The sequence below is a fragment of the Sphingomonas sp. GW821-FHT09B04 genome (assembly GCF_059418285.1).
The window spans coordinates 203,080-218,765 of sequence record NZ_JBWKPO010000005.1 but is presented as its reverse complement, the minus strand read 5'-3'; the positions used below and the strand labels follow the sequence as shown (position 1 = coordinate 218,765).

Below are 15,686 nucleotides of genomic sequence, written 5' to 3'. Positions count from 1 at the left end.
TTCCGCTCTCCTCCTGCCTCGCCCTCCCCTCAGCCCACAGAAAAGGCCGGGACACGACGCCTCACCGGCATCGCCTCCCGGCCCGAACAAGCTCAGCGCTCACGCGTCCGCAAACGCTTTGCGTGCATCGTATACTCGCCCGTAATTGCGCTTGCCCATCATCCCGTGCGGGTTTCCGTCGCCATCGACGATCATCACCGCGACGAACCAGCGGTCATCGAGCCGCCCGAATATGCACATCCGATCGAGCTCGATGTCGTACTCGTCGCTATTCTCATAGGCACCGATCCAGCGCTCCTGAAGCCGCGCATCCCAATGGAAATCGACGTCCTCAGCTTCAAGAAAACGATGCGCCAGCGCTTCACCTGCGCCGCGTCCGAACTCAAGTTCAAGGCCTTGAACCAGCGCTGCCATCACACGATCGGCCGCGGCCGAGATGGGTTGAACCAGGGTCATGACATGTCTCCGCTTGACGTCCTCACGCTTGAGGACGCAGCCTCGACGACGGGCGGCGGAGCGGCTGTCAGGGCCGCCGGAGCGTCAGCGCAGGCGCCGCGAAGCGGACGCGGGGGGAGCCGATTTGCGCAGCAAATTGGGGAGCACCCGCGGGCCTTGAGAGCCGCTCCGGCGCCCGTCATTCTCGGCAGAACCAAGACGAGCCCCTCCCCCGCTTGCCTTCGGGCGATCCGGTTGCGGATCGCGGACGAGAATGCCCCGCGCCCTAGGGCGCGGGGCGGAAGGCCGCTCAACGCGACCAGATGAGCTTCAGCTCGCCGTCGTCGCTCTGGCTCAGCGTCGCGTAGATCGGCGCCGGGAAGGACGGGTCATCGAGCTTGACGCTGAGATATTCGGCGCCGGTCTCGCGCGCCGCCTTGGTCCAGCACGCGCCGAACTCGACGCCGCCGGCGCTGACCCGGTGGTCGGGCGCCTTGTCATGCTCGCGTTCGCAGGGGCGGATGTTCGCCTTGACGCGAAGCGTGAGGGTGCGGATCTCGCCGGTGTAGACACCGTTCTCGCCGCGAGTGAACGAACCGATCTGTGCCATGATACATCTCCTTGCTGCTCGAACGCCGCGCCATTGCGGGCTCGATGGCGGTCGCTCAGGCGGCAGGACGGACGGGCTGCACCTTGTGCCGAAGCGCCAGCGAAGGACGGCGGAGCCGGACTTTCTTGCCTCGCGAGGAAGGCGCACGACCGGGGTCCCCGCGCATATTCGTGCGCGGGGTGGTCATGCGCCGGGGAAGAAAGTGCGGCGCAGCCGTTGCAGGCCTGGCCGCACCGCTGCCAGATCCGCCAACCACGAAGCCCCAGGGCGGTGCTCAACGGTAAGGAGCAGAGCCGGGGCAATTGTGTGCGATTCCCAGCGGGAGCGCCTTGTCCATCGGCTGGCCCGTTCTCGGTTCGGCGCAGGCGCGTTGCCCGTCAGCGAGTCCGGCAGCATAAGCGCGCGATCAGGGGGAAAGATGACAATATTGGAAGATGTTCGCAGGCTGATCGAGCGGCTGTCGCCCGAGCCGGTGTGCGACGATTGCATCGCCGAGCGGCTCGGGCTTTCGGTCCGCCAGCACGCCAATCACAGCACCGGCGAGCTCGCAGGCGATAACGGGTTCGAGCGCAGCAAGCATGCCTGCACGCTCTGCGGCGCAACCAAGCTCGTAATCCGGCACAAGGCGAAGTGAGCAAACGCACGACCCGATGCGTCGCCGCGATGTCGGCGGCAGCGATGCTGGTATCGGCCGCACCGGCCGAGCCCGCGCGCGGCCGCGTCGCCTGGGTCAGCGACGGCGACACCTTCCGGCTGGCGAGCGGCGAGCGCATCCGGATCGCCGGGATCGACGCGCCCGAAACGCAGCCCGGCAACGCCAAATGCCCCGCCGAACTCGACCGCGGCAAGGCCGCGACCGCGCGCGCTATCGCGTTGCTCAAGGATCGCGAGATCACGTTCGAGCGCGTCGGACGCAGCTACAACCGCAGCGTCGCGCGCATATCGCTGGACGGGCGCGACGTCGCCACGTTGCTGGTCGAAGCGGGCGCGGCGCGCTGGTGGCCGCGTGGCGCGCAACGCCCCGACTGGTGCGGCGCAGCGCGGCGATAGCACAGAGGACATCATTGCCGCTTGCAATGATGTTCCATATTTGTTCCAATGACCATCATGACCCGACTCGATCCAGATACTCTCGGCGCGATCGCCCGCGCGATCGAGGACGCGCCGCTCGCCTATCGCGAAGGGCTCACCGCCCTATCACCGCGCGAGCGGCTGTGGGCGGTCGATGCGCTGGCCGGCTGGATCGGCGCGCAGCTCGTGCCGCCGCCAAGCTATACCGATCGCCAGTTGACGCTGCCAATTGAGAGCGGGCTCGTCTGACGGGCGGTCGCCGGGACGCGGCGCGCGCGCCACGATCCCGTCCGGCGCCAGGCCGAGCACTGTGCCCAGCATGATCCGGGTCGAGCGCAGCGCGGTGCGCAGCGCCGGGGCAAGCTCGGGGCGGACTTGCGCGATCGGCGTGATCGGGCAATCGCGATCGAGCAGGTCGAGCAACTGGCGTTCGTCGCCGGTCAACCCGGCGTCGGCGGGGTCGCCCGCATCGAAGCGGCGACGGAAGCAGGCCTCGAACAGGGTCAGCAACGCATCGAGCACCGGCGCCAATATGCCGCTGCCGAGGCGCTCGAGCCGGGCATAGAGGATCGGCTGGACTGGCTGGCCAAGATCACGCGCGACCCGCCAGATCCGCGCGGAATCGATGATGGCCGAGGCTGCGGGCGAAGCAAGTGCGAGGCGCATGCGGCATCCTTCCTGACACCCCTTTGCGACGCTGTTCCCTGTCGTCTCTTTGCGAGATCGCTATGGCAAATGGCTAGGCGCAGCGTGTGGCAGCAAAAAGACAGCTGCGCTCGCTTCACCGCATCGGCAAGACCAGAATAGCCGCGCGGGGCAGCGCCGGATGGCGCGCCCCGCGCGGCCGATTCTGAGGGCTATTAGGGAGCGGCGGCGCAGTCGCCGCTCCCTTGGAGATCAAGCCGCGAGCGGTTCGGGCGCCGGTGCTGGCTCAGGCGCGGGCAGCGCCAGCACCGCGCCCGGCCCGTTCGGCTCGGGTTCGTCGTCCCCGGTCTGCGCCGCCGATACCAGTGCGGCGGCACGGACACTGCCGACCCCGCCGCGTGCGGTATAGGCGGTGGGCGGGAACGCCATCCAGGCGGGCACCCAGCGCTCGGCCTTGGCCCGTCCGTTCGCCCCGTCCAGATGGTCGGTCACGATCGCTTTCAGCGTCTTGGTCTTTTCGCACGCATTGGCGGTGGCGATCTGCTCGCCCGCCACGTCGGCGACGATCCGCAGCAGGACCTCCTTGTCGCGGATCAGCTCGAAAAAGGCGGGATCGGCCTGCCACCAGTCGGCCATCGCCACGCCAAGCTGTCCGCCGACCGCTTCGACCGCCGCGCTGCCGCTCGCCAGCGTCTCGCCCATGACAATCGCGATCACGTCCATGACCGCCGGGTCGGGCAGATCGAGCAGGCGCAGGAACAGCCGGACCAACTCATACTCGTCGGTGCGGTTGCGCACGATGGTCGGACGCTCGGGATCGAAACCGAGCAGGCCGAGCACCGCGCGGCGCTTCTCGTCGAACACGGTCTCGCCCCGGCAAGTCTCGACCGACTCGCGCACCGCGTCGTTGCGCACCGTCTGCGGCTCGACCCGGATACCCCATAAGGACGAGCCGACCACCGCCTGCGCGACCATCAGACGGAGCGCGACGTGAGGCACTCCGGTCAGCGCGGCACGGACCGCAGCGTGACGATGCAGGTCGATATAGGTCTGCATCGGGCCGCTGACCTCGGGCCGTACGGGCTTCGCCTCGCTGCCGGGCGTCTCGCCGCGTTCGCACCTGCGGGCCTCCGCGCGAGTCAGATAGCCTTCGTAAAAGTCTACCTCGCCGCTCGCGCGCACCACGATATAGGCGCGCGCGCCCTTGCGCTTGGGGGTCTTCTCATATTCCCAGACATTGAAGTGCTGGCCGGGCGGCACGGTCACGACATCGCTCCAGCCTGCTGCCAGATAGTCGGCGCTGCGCGCGTCGATGGCGGCATTTTGCGCGATCCAGAACGCGTCGGGATCGGCGAACCACGCGTCCTCGCCGAACAGGTCGGCGACGATGGCCAGCCCGCTCGTCTCGATGTCGAACAGGGCATGCGCCGCCTTGATCGACTGGCCGCCAAGCAGCCACGCCTTCAACTGGTGCCCGGTAGGGCAGTAGCCGCCGGGGTCGTCGTGGAGCGCAAGCCATGCCTGTTGCTGGCGCTTGCTCGCCATCGTCAGGTGGCGCACGGTCGCGGCATCTACGCCCTCACGGCGATAAAGGTCGCGGATGCGCGGCAGCAAATTGCCGAGCGCGAGGATGCGGCGCACGGCAAGGTCGGACAGCCCGAAGGTCGCCGAAATATCCTCGATGCTGCGTCCTTCCCTGACCAGCCGCACGAAGCTCTCCCATTGCGTTACCGGATCGGGGTCGAGGCGTTGCAGATTCTCGATCATCGAGGCTTCGATGGCGTCGGCATCGTCGCCATCCTCGAGGATAGCGCAGGGCAGCGGCCCGTGGTCGATGCCCTCGCCGCGCACGATGCCGTTGGCAGTCCAGCGGCAGCTGCCCGCGACAATGCCCGAACAGCCCTCGTCATTGGCGGGCTTGACCACCAGCGGCACGATCACACCGCGCTTGCGCACGCTCGGCAGGATATGCCCGACATCGCGGACCTTGCGGCGCGCGCGCATGTTAGTCTTGTCCACGAACAGCTTGTCGTGGTCGATAAAGTCGAGTTTCATCGATTTCGCTCCTTGTGAGCGCCGGTCCCGTTTGCTTGAGAACGGGCGGGACCGGCTTCAAACCGGCGGCGAACGGCCGCCGCGTCATCCGGTCCGGTCAGGAGCCGGAAGCCTCGGTCGCGCGCGCGACGGCGCGGCGCAAAGCGGTCTCGGCGCCGATGATCGACCCGGCAAGCCGCGCCGCCCCGGCCCATCGCGACAAGGGAAATCGCCCGAGAAATGCAGATCGCGCTCAATGCGCAGGCCCAAGGGCAGCCGCACATTCGCGATCTCGACGAGGCTGAAACTGCCAAGCTCGGGGCAGCCGAAGCCAAGATCGGCAAGCCCAAACAGCGTGTCGCCATCGACATCGAGCTCGGTCGCAAGCCAAGTCGCCGCACCGCAGGGATTGAAGAATTTGACCACCGGGACGGGGTCGTGGCCGAGCCGCGAAGCGGCCTCGGCATTGGCGCGCAACGCCGCGCGAAGCCTATCGGTCAGCAGGTCCATGTGTTGCCTCCTCGCCGCCCCAAAACCCCATGGCCTTTCCGGCGAGCGGGGATGTGCGGCGAAGCGGCCGCACGAGGCCCGCGCATGCGCGGGGTCCGCACCCAAGTCCGGGGTCCCCATTGCGCGAGCGCAATGGGGTGGCGCAGGGCCGCAAGAGACTGGAGGAGCCGGCACCACCGGCTTGCGGACCGCCGCAGCGGGCCTAGCAGGGCGCGACGGCCAGACCCGCTCGACCGGAAGGCCCCCAGCAACGCCGCCGCGCAGAGCCCTTGTTGCCGCGATTGCCAGAACATCGCGCGGCGCGGCGTCCGCCAGCCGGGGCCAACCGGCCCCAGCCCGGCGCCAGCGATCGTCACCCGCATGGGCCGGGACGCGCAACGCGCGGCCCGGCGCGCATCAGCGCGTAGAGCGCGGTCGCGCCTAGGCAACCGCGATGCCCAAACCAACGCACCCCGGGCGAAGCCGGCTCCAAGCGGCGGCGTGCGCGCGCGCCAAGTGCGCCAGCCGTCGCCGCGCCATCCGGCCCGAGACCGGTGTGCAGCGCGGACAAACAACACGCGACCCCCGGCGGTCCCGCAGGGAGCCGCCGGTGCGCGCGCCGCTGATCCGCGCACCTTCACGCATCGCGCCCGCGGGAGGCGCCTCACGCCCCGCCTGCGGCGATGAGCGTGATACGATTCCCAGAGCCGGGGACTCTGAAAGCGCTGAGAAGGCGTCATGCCTCTGCTGCGAGATTGAGGCCCGCCATAGGCAACTCGTGAAGCGAGTCTGAGCGTGCTAACGCATGCCCGCGATATGATGGCGCCGCCCCGACGATGCTCCGCCGGCAACCGTCAAGATCCTATTGACGTGTCCCTGGCAAAGGGTCTTCTCCGTCGAACCCGTTCTCGCTGCCAAGGGCCTGCAATGCTACCCCTATCCTCCGAACCGCGCCCGCTGGGCACGACAGATATTCTCGTGTCTCCGATCGCCTGGGGCATGTGGCGCTTCGCCGGTGCGGATGTGCCCACTGCACGCACGTTGATCGAGGCGGCGCTGGCGGAGGGGATAACCTTGTTCGACACCGCCGACATTTACGGCGCCGATACGCAGGGCGGTTTCGGCTCGGCCGAGGCGCTGCTGGGCCGCGTTTTCGCCGAAGCACCGGCCCTCAGCGAACGCATGGTGCTCGCCACCAAGGGCGGGATCATACCCGGCACCCCCTATGATTCGAGCGCAGACTATCTGACGGCTGCGCTCGATGCCTCGCTCGCCCGGCTCGGCGTCGACCATGTCGATCTTTGGCAGGTGCACCGCCCCGATCTGATGACCCATCCCGAGGAACTTGCGAAAACGCTCACACGCATGATCGAAAGCGGCAAGACGCGCGCCGTTGGCGTGTCGAATTTCTCGCCTTCGCAGACCCGCGCGCTTCAGGCCTGGCTTCCCTTTCCGCTCACCAGCCACCAGCCCGAATTCTCGGCGTTCCATACGCAACCCGTGCGGGATGGCATTCTCGACCAGGCGATGGAGCACGGCATGGCAGTACTCGCCTGGTCACCGCTTGGCGGCGGCCGGCTGAACGGCGACGGTGCGGTCGCCACGCTGCTCGATTCCAAAGCGCAGGAAAGCGGCACTTCGCGCGCCGCCGCGGCCTATGCCTGGATCATGGCGCATCCCGCACGCCCGATCCCGATCATCGGGACGCAGACGCCCGCGCGCATCGCCGAAGCATCGCAAGCCTTCAATGTCCTGTGGACGCGCGCCGAATGGTATGCGGTGCTTGAAACCTCAACGGGCGAAAAACTGCCGTAACCAGACCGACGACGACTGTTGCGCAGATCGGCAAAGCGGACCTCGCCGGATTACCGCGCGAGCGGCGGAACTTGGGCCGCTTGCCGACTGCCCGCTTTCAGGCCCGAAATCAAGAAAGCGGACATGAGATCGTAGGTATCCCCAACCCGCGCCAATACAAGTTGCGCGCCTGGCGGTCTGCATCAACCGGGATAAGCATCGTCGGTGCGGGTACGGTGTCGTCAATCGGCTGCATGGCGCTTGGTTGCAGGGTTCGATCGACGAAGTCATCGTCTTTCAAAACTGGGTGCTTCCTCCAGCCAGATCGCAATGGAGCAGACGCAGGATCCTTGGATCAGGCGGTCCAACGTAGCGCGGTCACTGCGGTAGTATCACACCGACTGAAAATGGATCGAATGCCAACTCTGGCCCATTTCCGGTTCGCGTTCACAAATATGGCATTTCTAGACTAGCACTGAATTGAAATGTTACCCGCTTGGTAAGTTACCGTTGCATGATTTGGTATAAACCAAGACTCGTAGCAGTAAGCCGAGCGCTCTCTCCTGCCTTCGCTCTTCACGATTAACTTCTGACTTCCACCGCCAAATCTGATTTCCTAAAAGTTACGGTCTTATTGGCGGGAATTATATCGGTTGATATATTACTTCCGTACATGGAGATGTATACATGCTTCATTTCGATATCTGAATTATTATGTATCCTTACACTGCTAACAAATCCTGCGTAAAATAGGAGCGCAGCTACAACGACGGCTGCAGCGCACAAAGGCACTCTCATGGCTTAACCTTCGCGCATCCATTGGACAATGCATATGCAATTGACATTTGTAAGCTTGCGGCAATCATCCTCTGTACTGCGCGCATCATTCTGCGGCTAGCCATCACCACTGCGGGCGCGGTCGATCAAGGCAACAACGTCAGCTAGGGTTGTGGTTGGACCGATTGCTCCTTTGCTGATCTTCGCCGATATAGCCTTCTCGATGAGTTGGAGCGCTTCCAAAAAGTCAATGTCGTCCATCTTCAAAGATTTGAGCTGTTGCGACTGATTGAAGGGAACGCCTGCAACCCCATACTGCGAGAGCGCGTCCGAGAGCAGCTCAAAAGACGTGCTTGATGAGTCACAGGACAGTTCTGGCTTTCGAAATAGCATCATTCACTCCCTGGTCGTGCAGATGGCGATACTAGCGGCATCCCAGGCAAGCATCACACCGCCGACAACTGCGTTAGCTCGGCCCAGGATACCGAACACTCGACCACTACCCAAAATCTGAGTGCCAGTGTTCAGGCGGATACCCAGCTTATGCGGTATCAGGCTCACAGCATTAGTTACCTTAGATGAGTTGCCGATCACAGGGACGCCCACCCAGCGCTTCGGAATAGGTAATGCGCCAAGCTCAGAGACCATCCTACCAAAATCGAGTCCGGTAGGCGTCTTACCGTCCCCAAAACCATACTGCGCCTTGGCGCATTCTTTGAGCTTTTCAGCTGTCGACTTTTCTTCCTTACCTTTTTGCGGCAAAAGCGATTCGCTGCCAACGCCCTCACCGACAGGGCCTCCACCGCCTTGGTTAATGGCGCCACCGCCGACAATTCTTCTGGGCGCCTCGCCAGCGCTGCCAGCCCCGCTACCACGACCACCGCAATCACCGGCGGTACGGGCGGTGCCTACAACATCATCGCCTGTGACTTCGAGTATCGTGCAATTAAGACCGCTCGGATCAATCTTGTTGACCGGGTCATTTCGCACATAGGCGTACAAGTTCATCCCGTCGCCATAACCGATCGGGTCGGTCTGCATGAACCGCCCGAGCGTCGGGGAGTAGGCGCGCGCCTTGTAGTGATACATGCCGATTTCGGGGATCCACGCCTGGCCGGTGTACTGGAACCGGCTCGTATAGAAGCCGCCCGGGATGCCGTACTCGTCATAGGCATGGATACCGCCTGAGATCGCCGCGCCGGCGCCGTCACTCACCGCGACCACCGAGCCGCGTTCGTCGGCATGCAGCCAGCGCCGGTCTGCAGTCCCTGCACCTTCATACCAGACCAGCGGCTCGTCGCTGCCCGGGCCATGGACATAGCGCCGGGTCAGCGTGTTCGCGCTGTTGTATTCCGCGATCAGATCATTTCCGTCATAGCTGAAGCGCGTCTCGACAGCTCCCACCGTCCGGATCAGCCGGCCCGACGGGTCATAGGCCAGTGTCACGCCACCCGGCCCGGTCTTGAGCATATTCTCGATCGTGTAGCCATAGCTCGAACCTCCCGAACTCGTCAGGTTCCCGCGCCCGTCATAGCCCAGACTGGTACTGCCCGAAGCCGAATATTGATTGAGCCCGTTGGACGCATAGTTGCGATCGACATTGGCACGGCCGGTAAACGCATAGGTGTCGTTCGAGTGCGTCGTGCTCATGATCTGGCCAGCCGGATTGTGGACGAACCCGTGAGTCAGATCATACGCCGACCCCGCCAGGTCATGACTTAGCGAGGCCAGCCGCGAGACCGCGTCATAGCCGTAGCTGGTGGTGGTGCCGTTACCACGCGTAATCGCCGTGCGACGGCCAAGATCGTCATGGCTGAACCGCGCGAGAACGCCCACGCCGGAGGTCGCGCCATTCTCACGGATCGCGCTCATCTCTCCGGTGACCAGATAGTCATAGTCGACATAGAAGCTGTCCGACCAGGTCATCCGCGTTCGCCGGCCCGCCAGATCGTAATTATAGCTGGTGGTGCCGCCATAGTTGCTCGTCGCGGTGGCATTGCGGCCGAGCCCGTCATAGCCATAGCTCAGCGACTGCCCATCGCTGCGGCCCATCCCGCTCAACCGGCTCAGCAGGTCATAGCTGAAGCTGGTGTCATATTCGGGACTGGGTAGATCCTTGGTCGTCAGGCGGTTGAGATTGTCATAGCTGTAGCCGATCGTGCTGCCATCGCGCAGACGCCGCGAAACGACATTCGACGCGGCATCATAGCCAAGCTGTTCATAATCGATGCCATTGCTGACACCGGCCCCCTTGGTGGCTGAGGGCAGGAACGTCCTGGCTAGCCGGTCATGACCATCATATTCGTAGCTGGTCTTGTTGTTCTCGGCGTCGGTCACCGTCATGACCTTGCCGTTGCCGGTATAGATCAGCGTCCGCTCGGTCGCCTGTTCGGGCTGCCCATAGGCTTCGATGACACTGGTCGTCTGACCGGCGGCATCATAGCCGTAGCGGGTGATCCGGTCGGGGCCGTTCGACCCGCTGGTCGCGGCGGTGCAGGCGCCCGGCAACGCACCATAGGTCGACGGGTTCATCCGCACCGTCACACAGTCCGGACGGCCGGCGGTGTCGTAGCTATACTGGATCAGAGCATAGGTGGCGCTGCCCGAGGTGAGGCTCTCCGATGCCTTGCGATAGCCGCTGTCATAGGCCGTCGCGACCTGCTCCGCCGGTACGAATGCCGCCCAGTCGCCATCCGATTGGCTGTTGACCGTGCCGCGCTCGACCAAGCTTTGCTGGCCCGCGGCATTATACGACAGCCTCCTCGCGCGATGCTTGAGCGCGCTGCCGCCGTCGGGATCGGCGCCGACGACACCGATCAACTCACGCCCGGCATTGTAGCGATACCGAGTCGTGTCAGCCGTGCCCGACAGCGGGCCATCGACGGTCAGCAGATTGCCGGCGGCATCATAGGTCATGGTGCTTGTCGCGGCTAATGCGCCGGTGCCGTCGCGCTGCGTGGAGGAGGTCACGTTGCCGTTGGCGTCATACGCCAGCACCGTCCGTTGCTCGCTCGACGTGCCGACGCACGAAGGCGCCGTTCCGTTTGCACATGCCGAGATGCCGGTGAGTTGATACTCGCCGTCGGTGAGCGTGTAGCTGTACCGCGTCTGGGGGCGATCACCCGACCCCGAAGGCGCCGGCGCGGTGATCGAGAGCACCCCGCCATGGCTGCTGTCATACGTATAGTCGGTGACCTGGCCGCGCTCATCCGTCACGCTGTTGGGTGAATTGCACGTCACCGCGTTCCAGCAGCCGCTGTCGAAGCTGGCAGAGGTGTAGATGTCCGCTAGGCCCGATCCGGGCTTCGCCACGCGCCGGGTCTGGGTGACGTTGGCGCGAGCATCGAGCGTATACTCGACATAGTCCCCTTCAGGATTGGTGAACTTCTGCAAGCGCCCGACCGAATCATACTGGAACGATGTGGTGCGGCTGAGCGCGTCGGTGATCGACTTCACGCGCGAGATCGACAGGTCCGAGGTGATGACGGTTTGCTGGCTCAGCGCGTTCGTCTTGGTGAGCGTCGCGATGTTGCCGCTCACCGAACGGCTGTAGCTCGTGCTCACCCCGTCGTTGCTGACGGTGAAATTGCTTCCGACCGTTCCCGTGACTTGCTGTGTCGGCGATGTCGCGCCGGGCCGACGCAACGAGCCATTCTCGAGCCGCCAGACCCGCCCCGCCGTATCCGTGACGTCGATCGTGGTCGATGCCGGATAGGCGTAGCTCGTGCTCGCCCCATTTGAGAACGTGGCGCCTGTCCGGCGCCTCCAGGCTGTTGTCGCGGGACCGGAGCCGAGATCTTCGGCATAGGTGAAGCTTATTCCATAGCCATAGCTGCTGGAGACGCCGCTCAGGCGCCAGTCGTACGAACAGCTTCGATCGCCATGAATATCTGGCTCCCCATAGCATTCCTCCAGCATCGTCCACTGGTAATTGACCGATCCGGCATTGGGGCTGACGACCGATACTGGAAGCAGCGAGCAGAATGTCTGGTCGGTGGTTCCGCGACACATATTGGAAGGTCCGAATTGCGGATTGCCGCTCGGATCCTCGAAGATCACCCTGGTTCCGTCACGCCCGGTATAGGTGAACGACGGTCCGCCCCCGGTTAGCTGAGCGCCATCGCTCTTCGCCGAGGTGTACGAGCCCGCGCTGCCGGTGAACCGGTTCTCGACGCCGTCGATCCATACCAGGATCGTCTCAACGCCGGTGGAGAGGTTTCGCGTCAAATACAGCGAAATGCCGTCCCATTGGCTTGGGGCACCGCCGATGGTTCCCGCACGCCGCTCGAGGGTTAGCTGCGCAGGGCCCGATCCGATCGATCCTTCGACAAAGGAGAAGCGATAGCGACCCGTTGCCACCTCGACGCCGTTTTCGTCGAACGTATGGTGCGAGCCGGTCTGGGCCGCGCTGGGCACCGCCCAGAGTGTCGCCAAGGCCGCAGAGGCTGCGATCGCGGGCCGATACATACGGGCGGCGGAGGCGGTCGCCAGGAGGAACGCGCGAACAGCGCGCGGATGAGAGCAGTTCATCTCGGGAATCTCCGCTTCTAACAGCGTAAGGGTTATCTGGGTGAGTTTGGTATGCGTCAGCGGCCGTTACAGAGGCAGAGATCCACGACTGTGAATCTGCTCAATGATGTTCGGAACGCATGCAGATCAGGGACCGAGTTCCTACGGCGCTCCGGTAACTTTGACGTTCACGCGGTTGTCGGCCTTGTCCAATGTGTAGTTTGCGACCACGCCGTTATTGATCGTGCCGCTATGTTCTACTTTAATCAGCCGCCCCCTCGCATCGTACTTGTAGCTAACCGTCTCGCTGGCGAGTGCCGCTGCGGCAAGACCGGTAATTGCGGCAATACCAATCACCGCGCCAATTCTTACGTTCTTCTTCATGCCCCGAATCTCCCCGAAAGAGAATCGAAGGGAACATTTGAATTCCAACATTGCAAGCGCGAATCTTGGTTACGGAAATACGTACGACTGCTCCGGCGTCGGGCGGGCCGGTTCCAGATTACGAATATACCGACGAGCGAACGACAGCTTTCGAGCAACATGGGGGACGGACTGAACGACCGCAATGAGGGCGCATTGCCGCCAGCGCAGGGAGCCCGGGATCGAACGTCCGCTACGACCCCATTGCGGACGTTCTCGCGGGCGGCAAGCGCTGCTAAGTTGAACCGTTGATTGGGGCAAGGAGCGGCATGACAAGAGACTGGATGTGGGGCTGGATCGGGGTTCTTCCCGGCGTTTTGGTCGGCCTTCTTGTAACGGAATACATCGGCTTGTTCGGCAAGACGTCGGCCTTGGTGGCCATTGCTATGCCGCTTGGCCTCGCCGGTGTAGTTGCGACGGGTGTCCTTTGGATTGTAAATCGGCACAGCATTCGCAAGGCTAGACTCGCCGGCCGTCGGATTCAGCTCGTTGTTAGGCCGCTTCACGCCGTCGTAGAGGGGGCGTATATTTGCCTTGCCATGTTTGGAGCCTTCGCCTTGGCGAAGCTGGTCTTCCAAGGGCAGTTCAGCAACTGGCAGGGAAGCCTCATCGTGAGCGGTACGTGGGGCTACATCATGGCATTAGTAAAAACCGCATACACGAGCCCTGATTGAGAGGATCTGTATGCGGAGCAGGAACGATGTCCTCTATCCACCCAATTGCGGGCGTTCCGGCGCTAGCTGAACGCACGGCGGCTTTCGGTATTCCGCGCGGTCCCGCGGAATGACCGAAATGCGGGCGCGTAGCAGACGCGGCTTCAACATCAGGTGGTCGATTGTGCAATCGGGTGACGAGGAGTATCAGGAATGTGCTCCCTAACCTCGTTGTTCTTCCCCGCAGCTCCCAATGCAACCAGCCGGACCAGATCTGACTGGCGCCGGCGGCCCGTCTTGTCAAAGATGCGTTGTAGATGCGTTCGCACGGTGGTTCGCGCGACCCCAAGTGACAGAGCAGCGCTCGCCAACGACACGCCTTCGAAGAGCAAGGTCAGAAGCCTACGTTCCGCAACGGTCAAACCAAAACGGCTTGCTACCTGCTCGACATGTTGGGACTCATCCTCTCGTCGCAGGAATATGAGCAACAGACACCCTTCGCCCGCAGGGCTCCCGAGCCTTATGATTTCGACCGGACGGCCTGCCAAGGTCAACTCGGCGCTTCCTATCTCAATCGCGATCGGGATGAAACGATCCAGACGCGCCTGATCGAGCTGCGCGCACGCCTTGATCCGCCCGAACTCGCAGATCAACGGGTCATGCTCTTTCAGGATGCGCTGGCCCGTAGGGGTGCAATCGAGCAAGCGGCGTTCGGGATCGATCATCAGGATGACCGGTCCGTCAACCGTCGCGGTATCCATGGAACGGTGGGCTCGAATTGCAAACGTCATGGCTTCGTCTCCCTCTATCGGAGGAGGAGACGACAAATCTTGGCGCATCCGGCCAACTGGTGGGAACAGCGACAGATACACCGACGCGCGCGACCAACTGCGCGCATACTCATTCGAACGAAGGACGCTCCGCCTGCATCGGTCCCGTTAGCCTGCAGGCGTCACCCATACCGGGAACCCGCTTCCCCGGTTGGCACGTGGCTTCACGCAACCGCTGGAGTAGATGCGATGAACGACCCCGTCATCAAGAACCTCACGAGCGCAAAGGTCGCAAAGGCCAAGACGTCTCTTGCCGCTACCGTCACCGCGAAGGATCCCAAAGCGCGGCAGACGGTGAAGATCGATGTGGCCGGTGGCCTGCGTGACCTCGCTGTTTCGCGCTCCGGCAAGGCATTGCGTGACAAGTATGACCGGCTGGGAGGCGAAGCTGTGCTCGGCGCTTGGCCGACCGGCGGCCTGCGCGCGAAGAAGCTGGATTTCGGAGGGCAGAGCCTGGTCTATAACTCGGAGCGCGACGAGGCCTTCCACATCAAGGGCGCCATTCACGAACGCTGGAAGGCCCTGGGCGGCAAGTGGATTCCCGAAACCGACGAGACCACGACTCCCGACGGCGCCGGCCGCTATAACCATTTCCGGGACGGCGCCTCGATCTACTGGCATCCCGATACCGGCGCATGGGGGGTGTGGGGCGATATCTGCAGGCGCTGGGCGGAACTCGGCTGGGAGCGCGGCTATCTGGGATATCCGACCAGCGACGAAGGCGACATCGACGAGGGCGGTCGCGCCAACAGCTTCCAACATGGCTGGATCTACTGGTGGCCGGATACCGGCCCGATCGACTTGCGCGGCATCGTGCTGACCTATGTTGGCTTCTATGCCTACAGCGAATCCGACATCGACCAGAAGACCGGCTCCGATGAGCCCTATTGCATCTTCTCGATGGTCGTTCCCAAACATGATCCCTGGACGGTCCGCACCCGGGTTTATGACGGCGTTGACGACAAGTCGGCACGCCCGGACCGGATCGAACTCTATCGCGGTCCTGCTTACGGCATGACCCTGGGCGTGGTTGGCATGGAGAAGGACAATGGCAACCCCGAGAGCAACCGGGCAATCGTCGAGAATGCGGTCAAGACCAATCACGAAGTCGGCAAGTTCCTGCTTCAGTTCATCCCGTTGGTCGGCCCGATCATCTCCAAGATTGCGGGTCCGGCGCTCGACGGATTGATGCCCAAGCTCGGCAATGCGATCGCCGCCCTGCTCGATCTTGGCGACGATGTGGTGGGCCAGGTATCGGTGCCGCTCTCGACCAAACAGCTGGTGAAACTGGCGCGCCAGCAGGAAACCTACAATCGCTCCGGGATCGTCTACAAGGTGCAGTCCGGGATGATGGAGCGGGGCGGCGCTCGCTACATGGCATATTTCACCGTCGATCCCGCCTGAGGCAGTCCGCGC

Annotated in this window: 13 protein-coding genes and 1 pseudogene; 6 read left to right on the top strand and 8 right to left on the bottom strand. The window is 63.6% G+C overall.

The features are described 5' to 3' along the window. Positions 1-99: 99 nt before the first annotated feature. Positions 100-456 (bottom strand): hypothetical protein, encoded by a 357-nt coding sequence (locus AC07NK_RS16675; RefSeq protein ID WP_495171735.1) that lies wholly within the window; start codon positions 454-456, stop codon positions 100-102. A gap of 289 nt (positions 457-745) precedes the next feature. Next, entirely contained in the window at positions 746-1,045 is a 300-nt protein-coding gene (locus AC07NK_RS16670) for a DUF736 domain-containing protein (protein ID WP_495171734.1), read from the bottom strand. 418 nt (positions 1,046-1,463) lie between these two features. On the opposite strand from AC07NK_RS16670, the gene AC07NK_RS16665 reads away from it, so the two are divergent. Genes AC07NK_RS16665 through AC07NK_RS16655 form a run of 3 tightly spaced genes read left to right on the top strand, consistent with a single transcriptional unit; the run spans position 1,464 to position 2,365 of the window. Then, positions 1,464-1,679, top strand: coding sequence for a hypothetical protein (locus AC07NK_RS16665; RefSeq protein WP_495171733.1), 216 nt, complete (start codon positions 1,464-1,466; stop codon positions 1,677-1,679). Beyond that, positions 1,676-2,095, top strand: a complete 420-nt coding sequence (locus tag AC07NK_RS16660) for a thermonuclease family protein (protein WP_495171732.1) — start codon at positions 1,676-1,678, stop codon at positions 2,093-2,095. The genes AC07NK_RS16665 and AC07NK_RS16660 overlap by 4 nt, the downstream gene beginning before the upstream one ends. Positions 2,096-2,143: 48 nt before the next feature. Beyond that, positions 2,144-2,365 carry a DUF6771 family protein gene (locus tag AC07NK_RS16655; RefSeq protein ID WP_495171731.1) on the top strand — a complete coding sequence of 74 codons (222 nt, stop codon included), beginning with the start codon at positions 2,144-2,146 and terminating at the stop codon, positions 2,363-2,365. Between the two features lie 648 nt (positions 2,366-3,013). Here the strand turns inward: AC07NK_RS16655 and AC07NK_RS16650 are convergent. Together AC07NK_RS16650 and AC07NK_RS16645 are read right to left on the bottom strand one after the other, a co-directional pair. Next, on the bottom strand, positions 3,014-4,816 hold the full coding sequence (locus tag AC07NK_RS16650; RefSeq protein WP_495171730.1) for a ParB/RepB/Spo0J family partition protein: 1,803 nt from the start codon (positions 4,814-4,816) through the stop codon (positions 3,014-3,016). A gap of 97 nt (positions 4,817-4,913) precedes the next feature. Further along, positions 4,914-5,305: pseudogene (locus AC07NK_RS16645) on the bottom strand (DUF2958 domain-containing protein). Between the two features lie 906 nt (positions 5,306-6,211). Here AC07NK_RS16645 and AC07NK_RS16640 point away from each other — a divergent pair. After that, positions 6,212-7,099, top strand: coding sequence for an aldo/keto reductase (locus AC07NK_RS16640; protein WP_495171729.1), 888 nt, complete (start codon positions 6,212-6,214; stop codon positions 7,097-7,099). Positions 7,100-7,972: 873 nt separating this feature from the next. On the opposite strand, the gene AC07NK_RS16635 is transcribed toward AC07NK_RS16640, so the two are convergent. The 3 genes from AC07NK_RS16635 to AC07NK_RS16625 form a co-directional block, all read right to left on the bottom strand. Continuing rightward, positions 7,973-8,248, bottom strand: coding sequence for a hypothetical protein (locus tag AC07NK_RS16635; RefSeq protein ID WP_495171728.1), 276 nt, complete (start codon positions 8,246-8,248; stop codon positions 7,973-7,975). Positions 8,249-8,251: 3 nt separating this feature from the next. Beyond that, positions 8,252-12,271, bottom strand: coding sequence for an RHS repeat domain-containing protein (locus AC07NK_RS16630; RefSeq protein WP_495171727.1), 4,020 nt, complete (start codon positions 12,269-12,271; stop codon positions 8,252-8,254). A gap of 255 nt (positions 12,272-12,526) precedes the next feature. Then, entirely contained in the window at positions 12,527-12,748 is a 222-nt protein-coding gene (locus AC07NK_RS16625) for a hypothetical protein (RefSeq protein WP_495171726.1), read from the bottom strand. Positions 12,749-13,056: 308 nt separating this feature from the next. Here AC07NK_RS16625 and AC07NK_RS16620 point away from each other — a divergent pair, with 308 nt between their 5' ends. Further along, entirely contained in the window at positions 13,057-13,461 is a 405-nt protein-coding gene (locus AC07NK_RS16620; protein WP_495171725.1) for a hypothetical protein, read from the top strand. Between the two features lie 149 nt (positions 13,462-13,610). On the opposite strand, the gene AC07NK_RS16615 is transcribed toward AC07NK_RS16620, so the two are convergent. After that, positions 13,611-14,201, bottom strand: a complete 591-nt coding sequence (locus AC07NK_RS16615) for a helix-turn-helix transcriptional regulator (RefSeq protein WP_495171724.1) — start codon at positions 14,199-14,201, stop codon at positions 13,611-13,613. Positions 14,202-14,459: 258 nt separating this feature from the next. Between AC07NK_RS16615 and AC07NK_RS16610 the strand changes: the two genes are divergently transcribed. Further along, positions 14,460-15,674, top strand: a complete 1,215-nt coding sequence (locus tag AC07NK_RS16610) for an LGFP repeat-containing protein (protein ID WP_495171723.1) — start codon at positions 14,460-14,462, stop codon at positions 15,672-15,674. Positions 15,675-15,686: the final 12 nt, after the last annotated feature.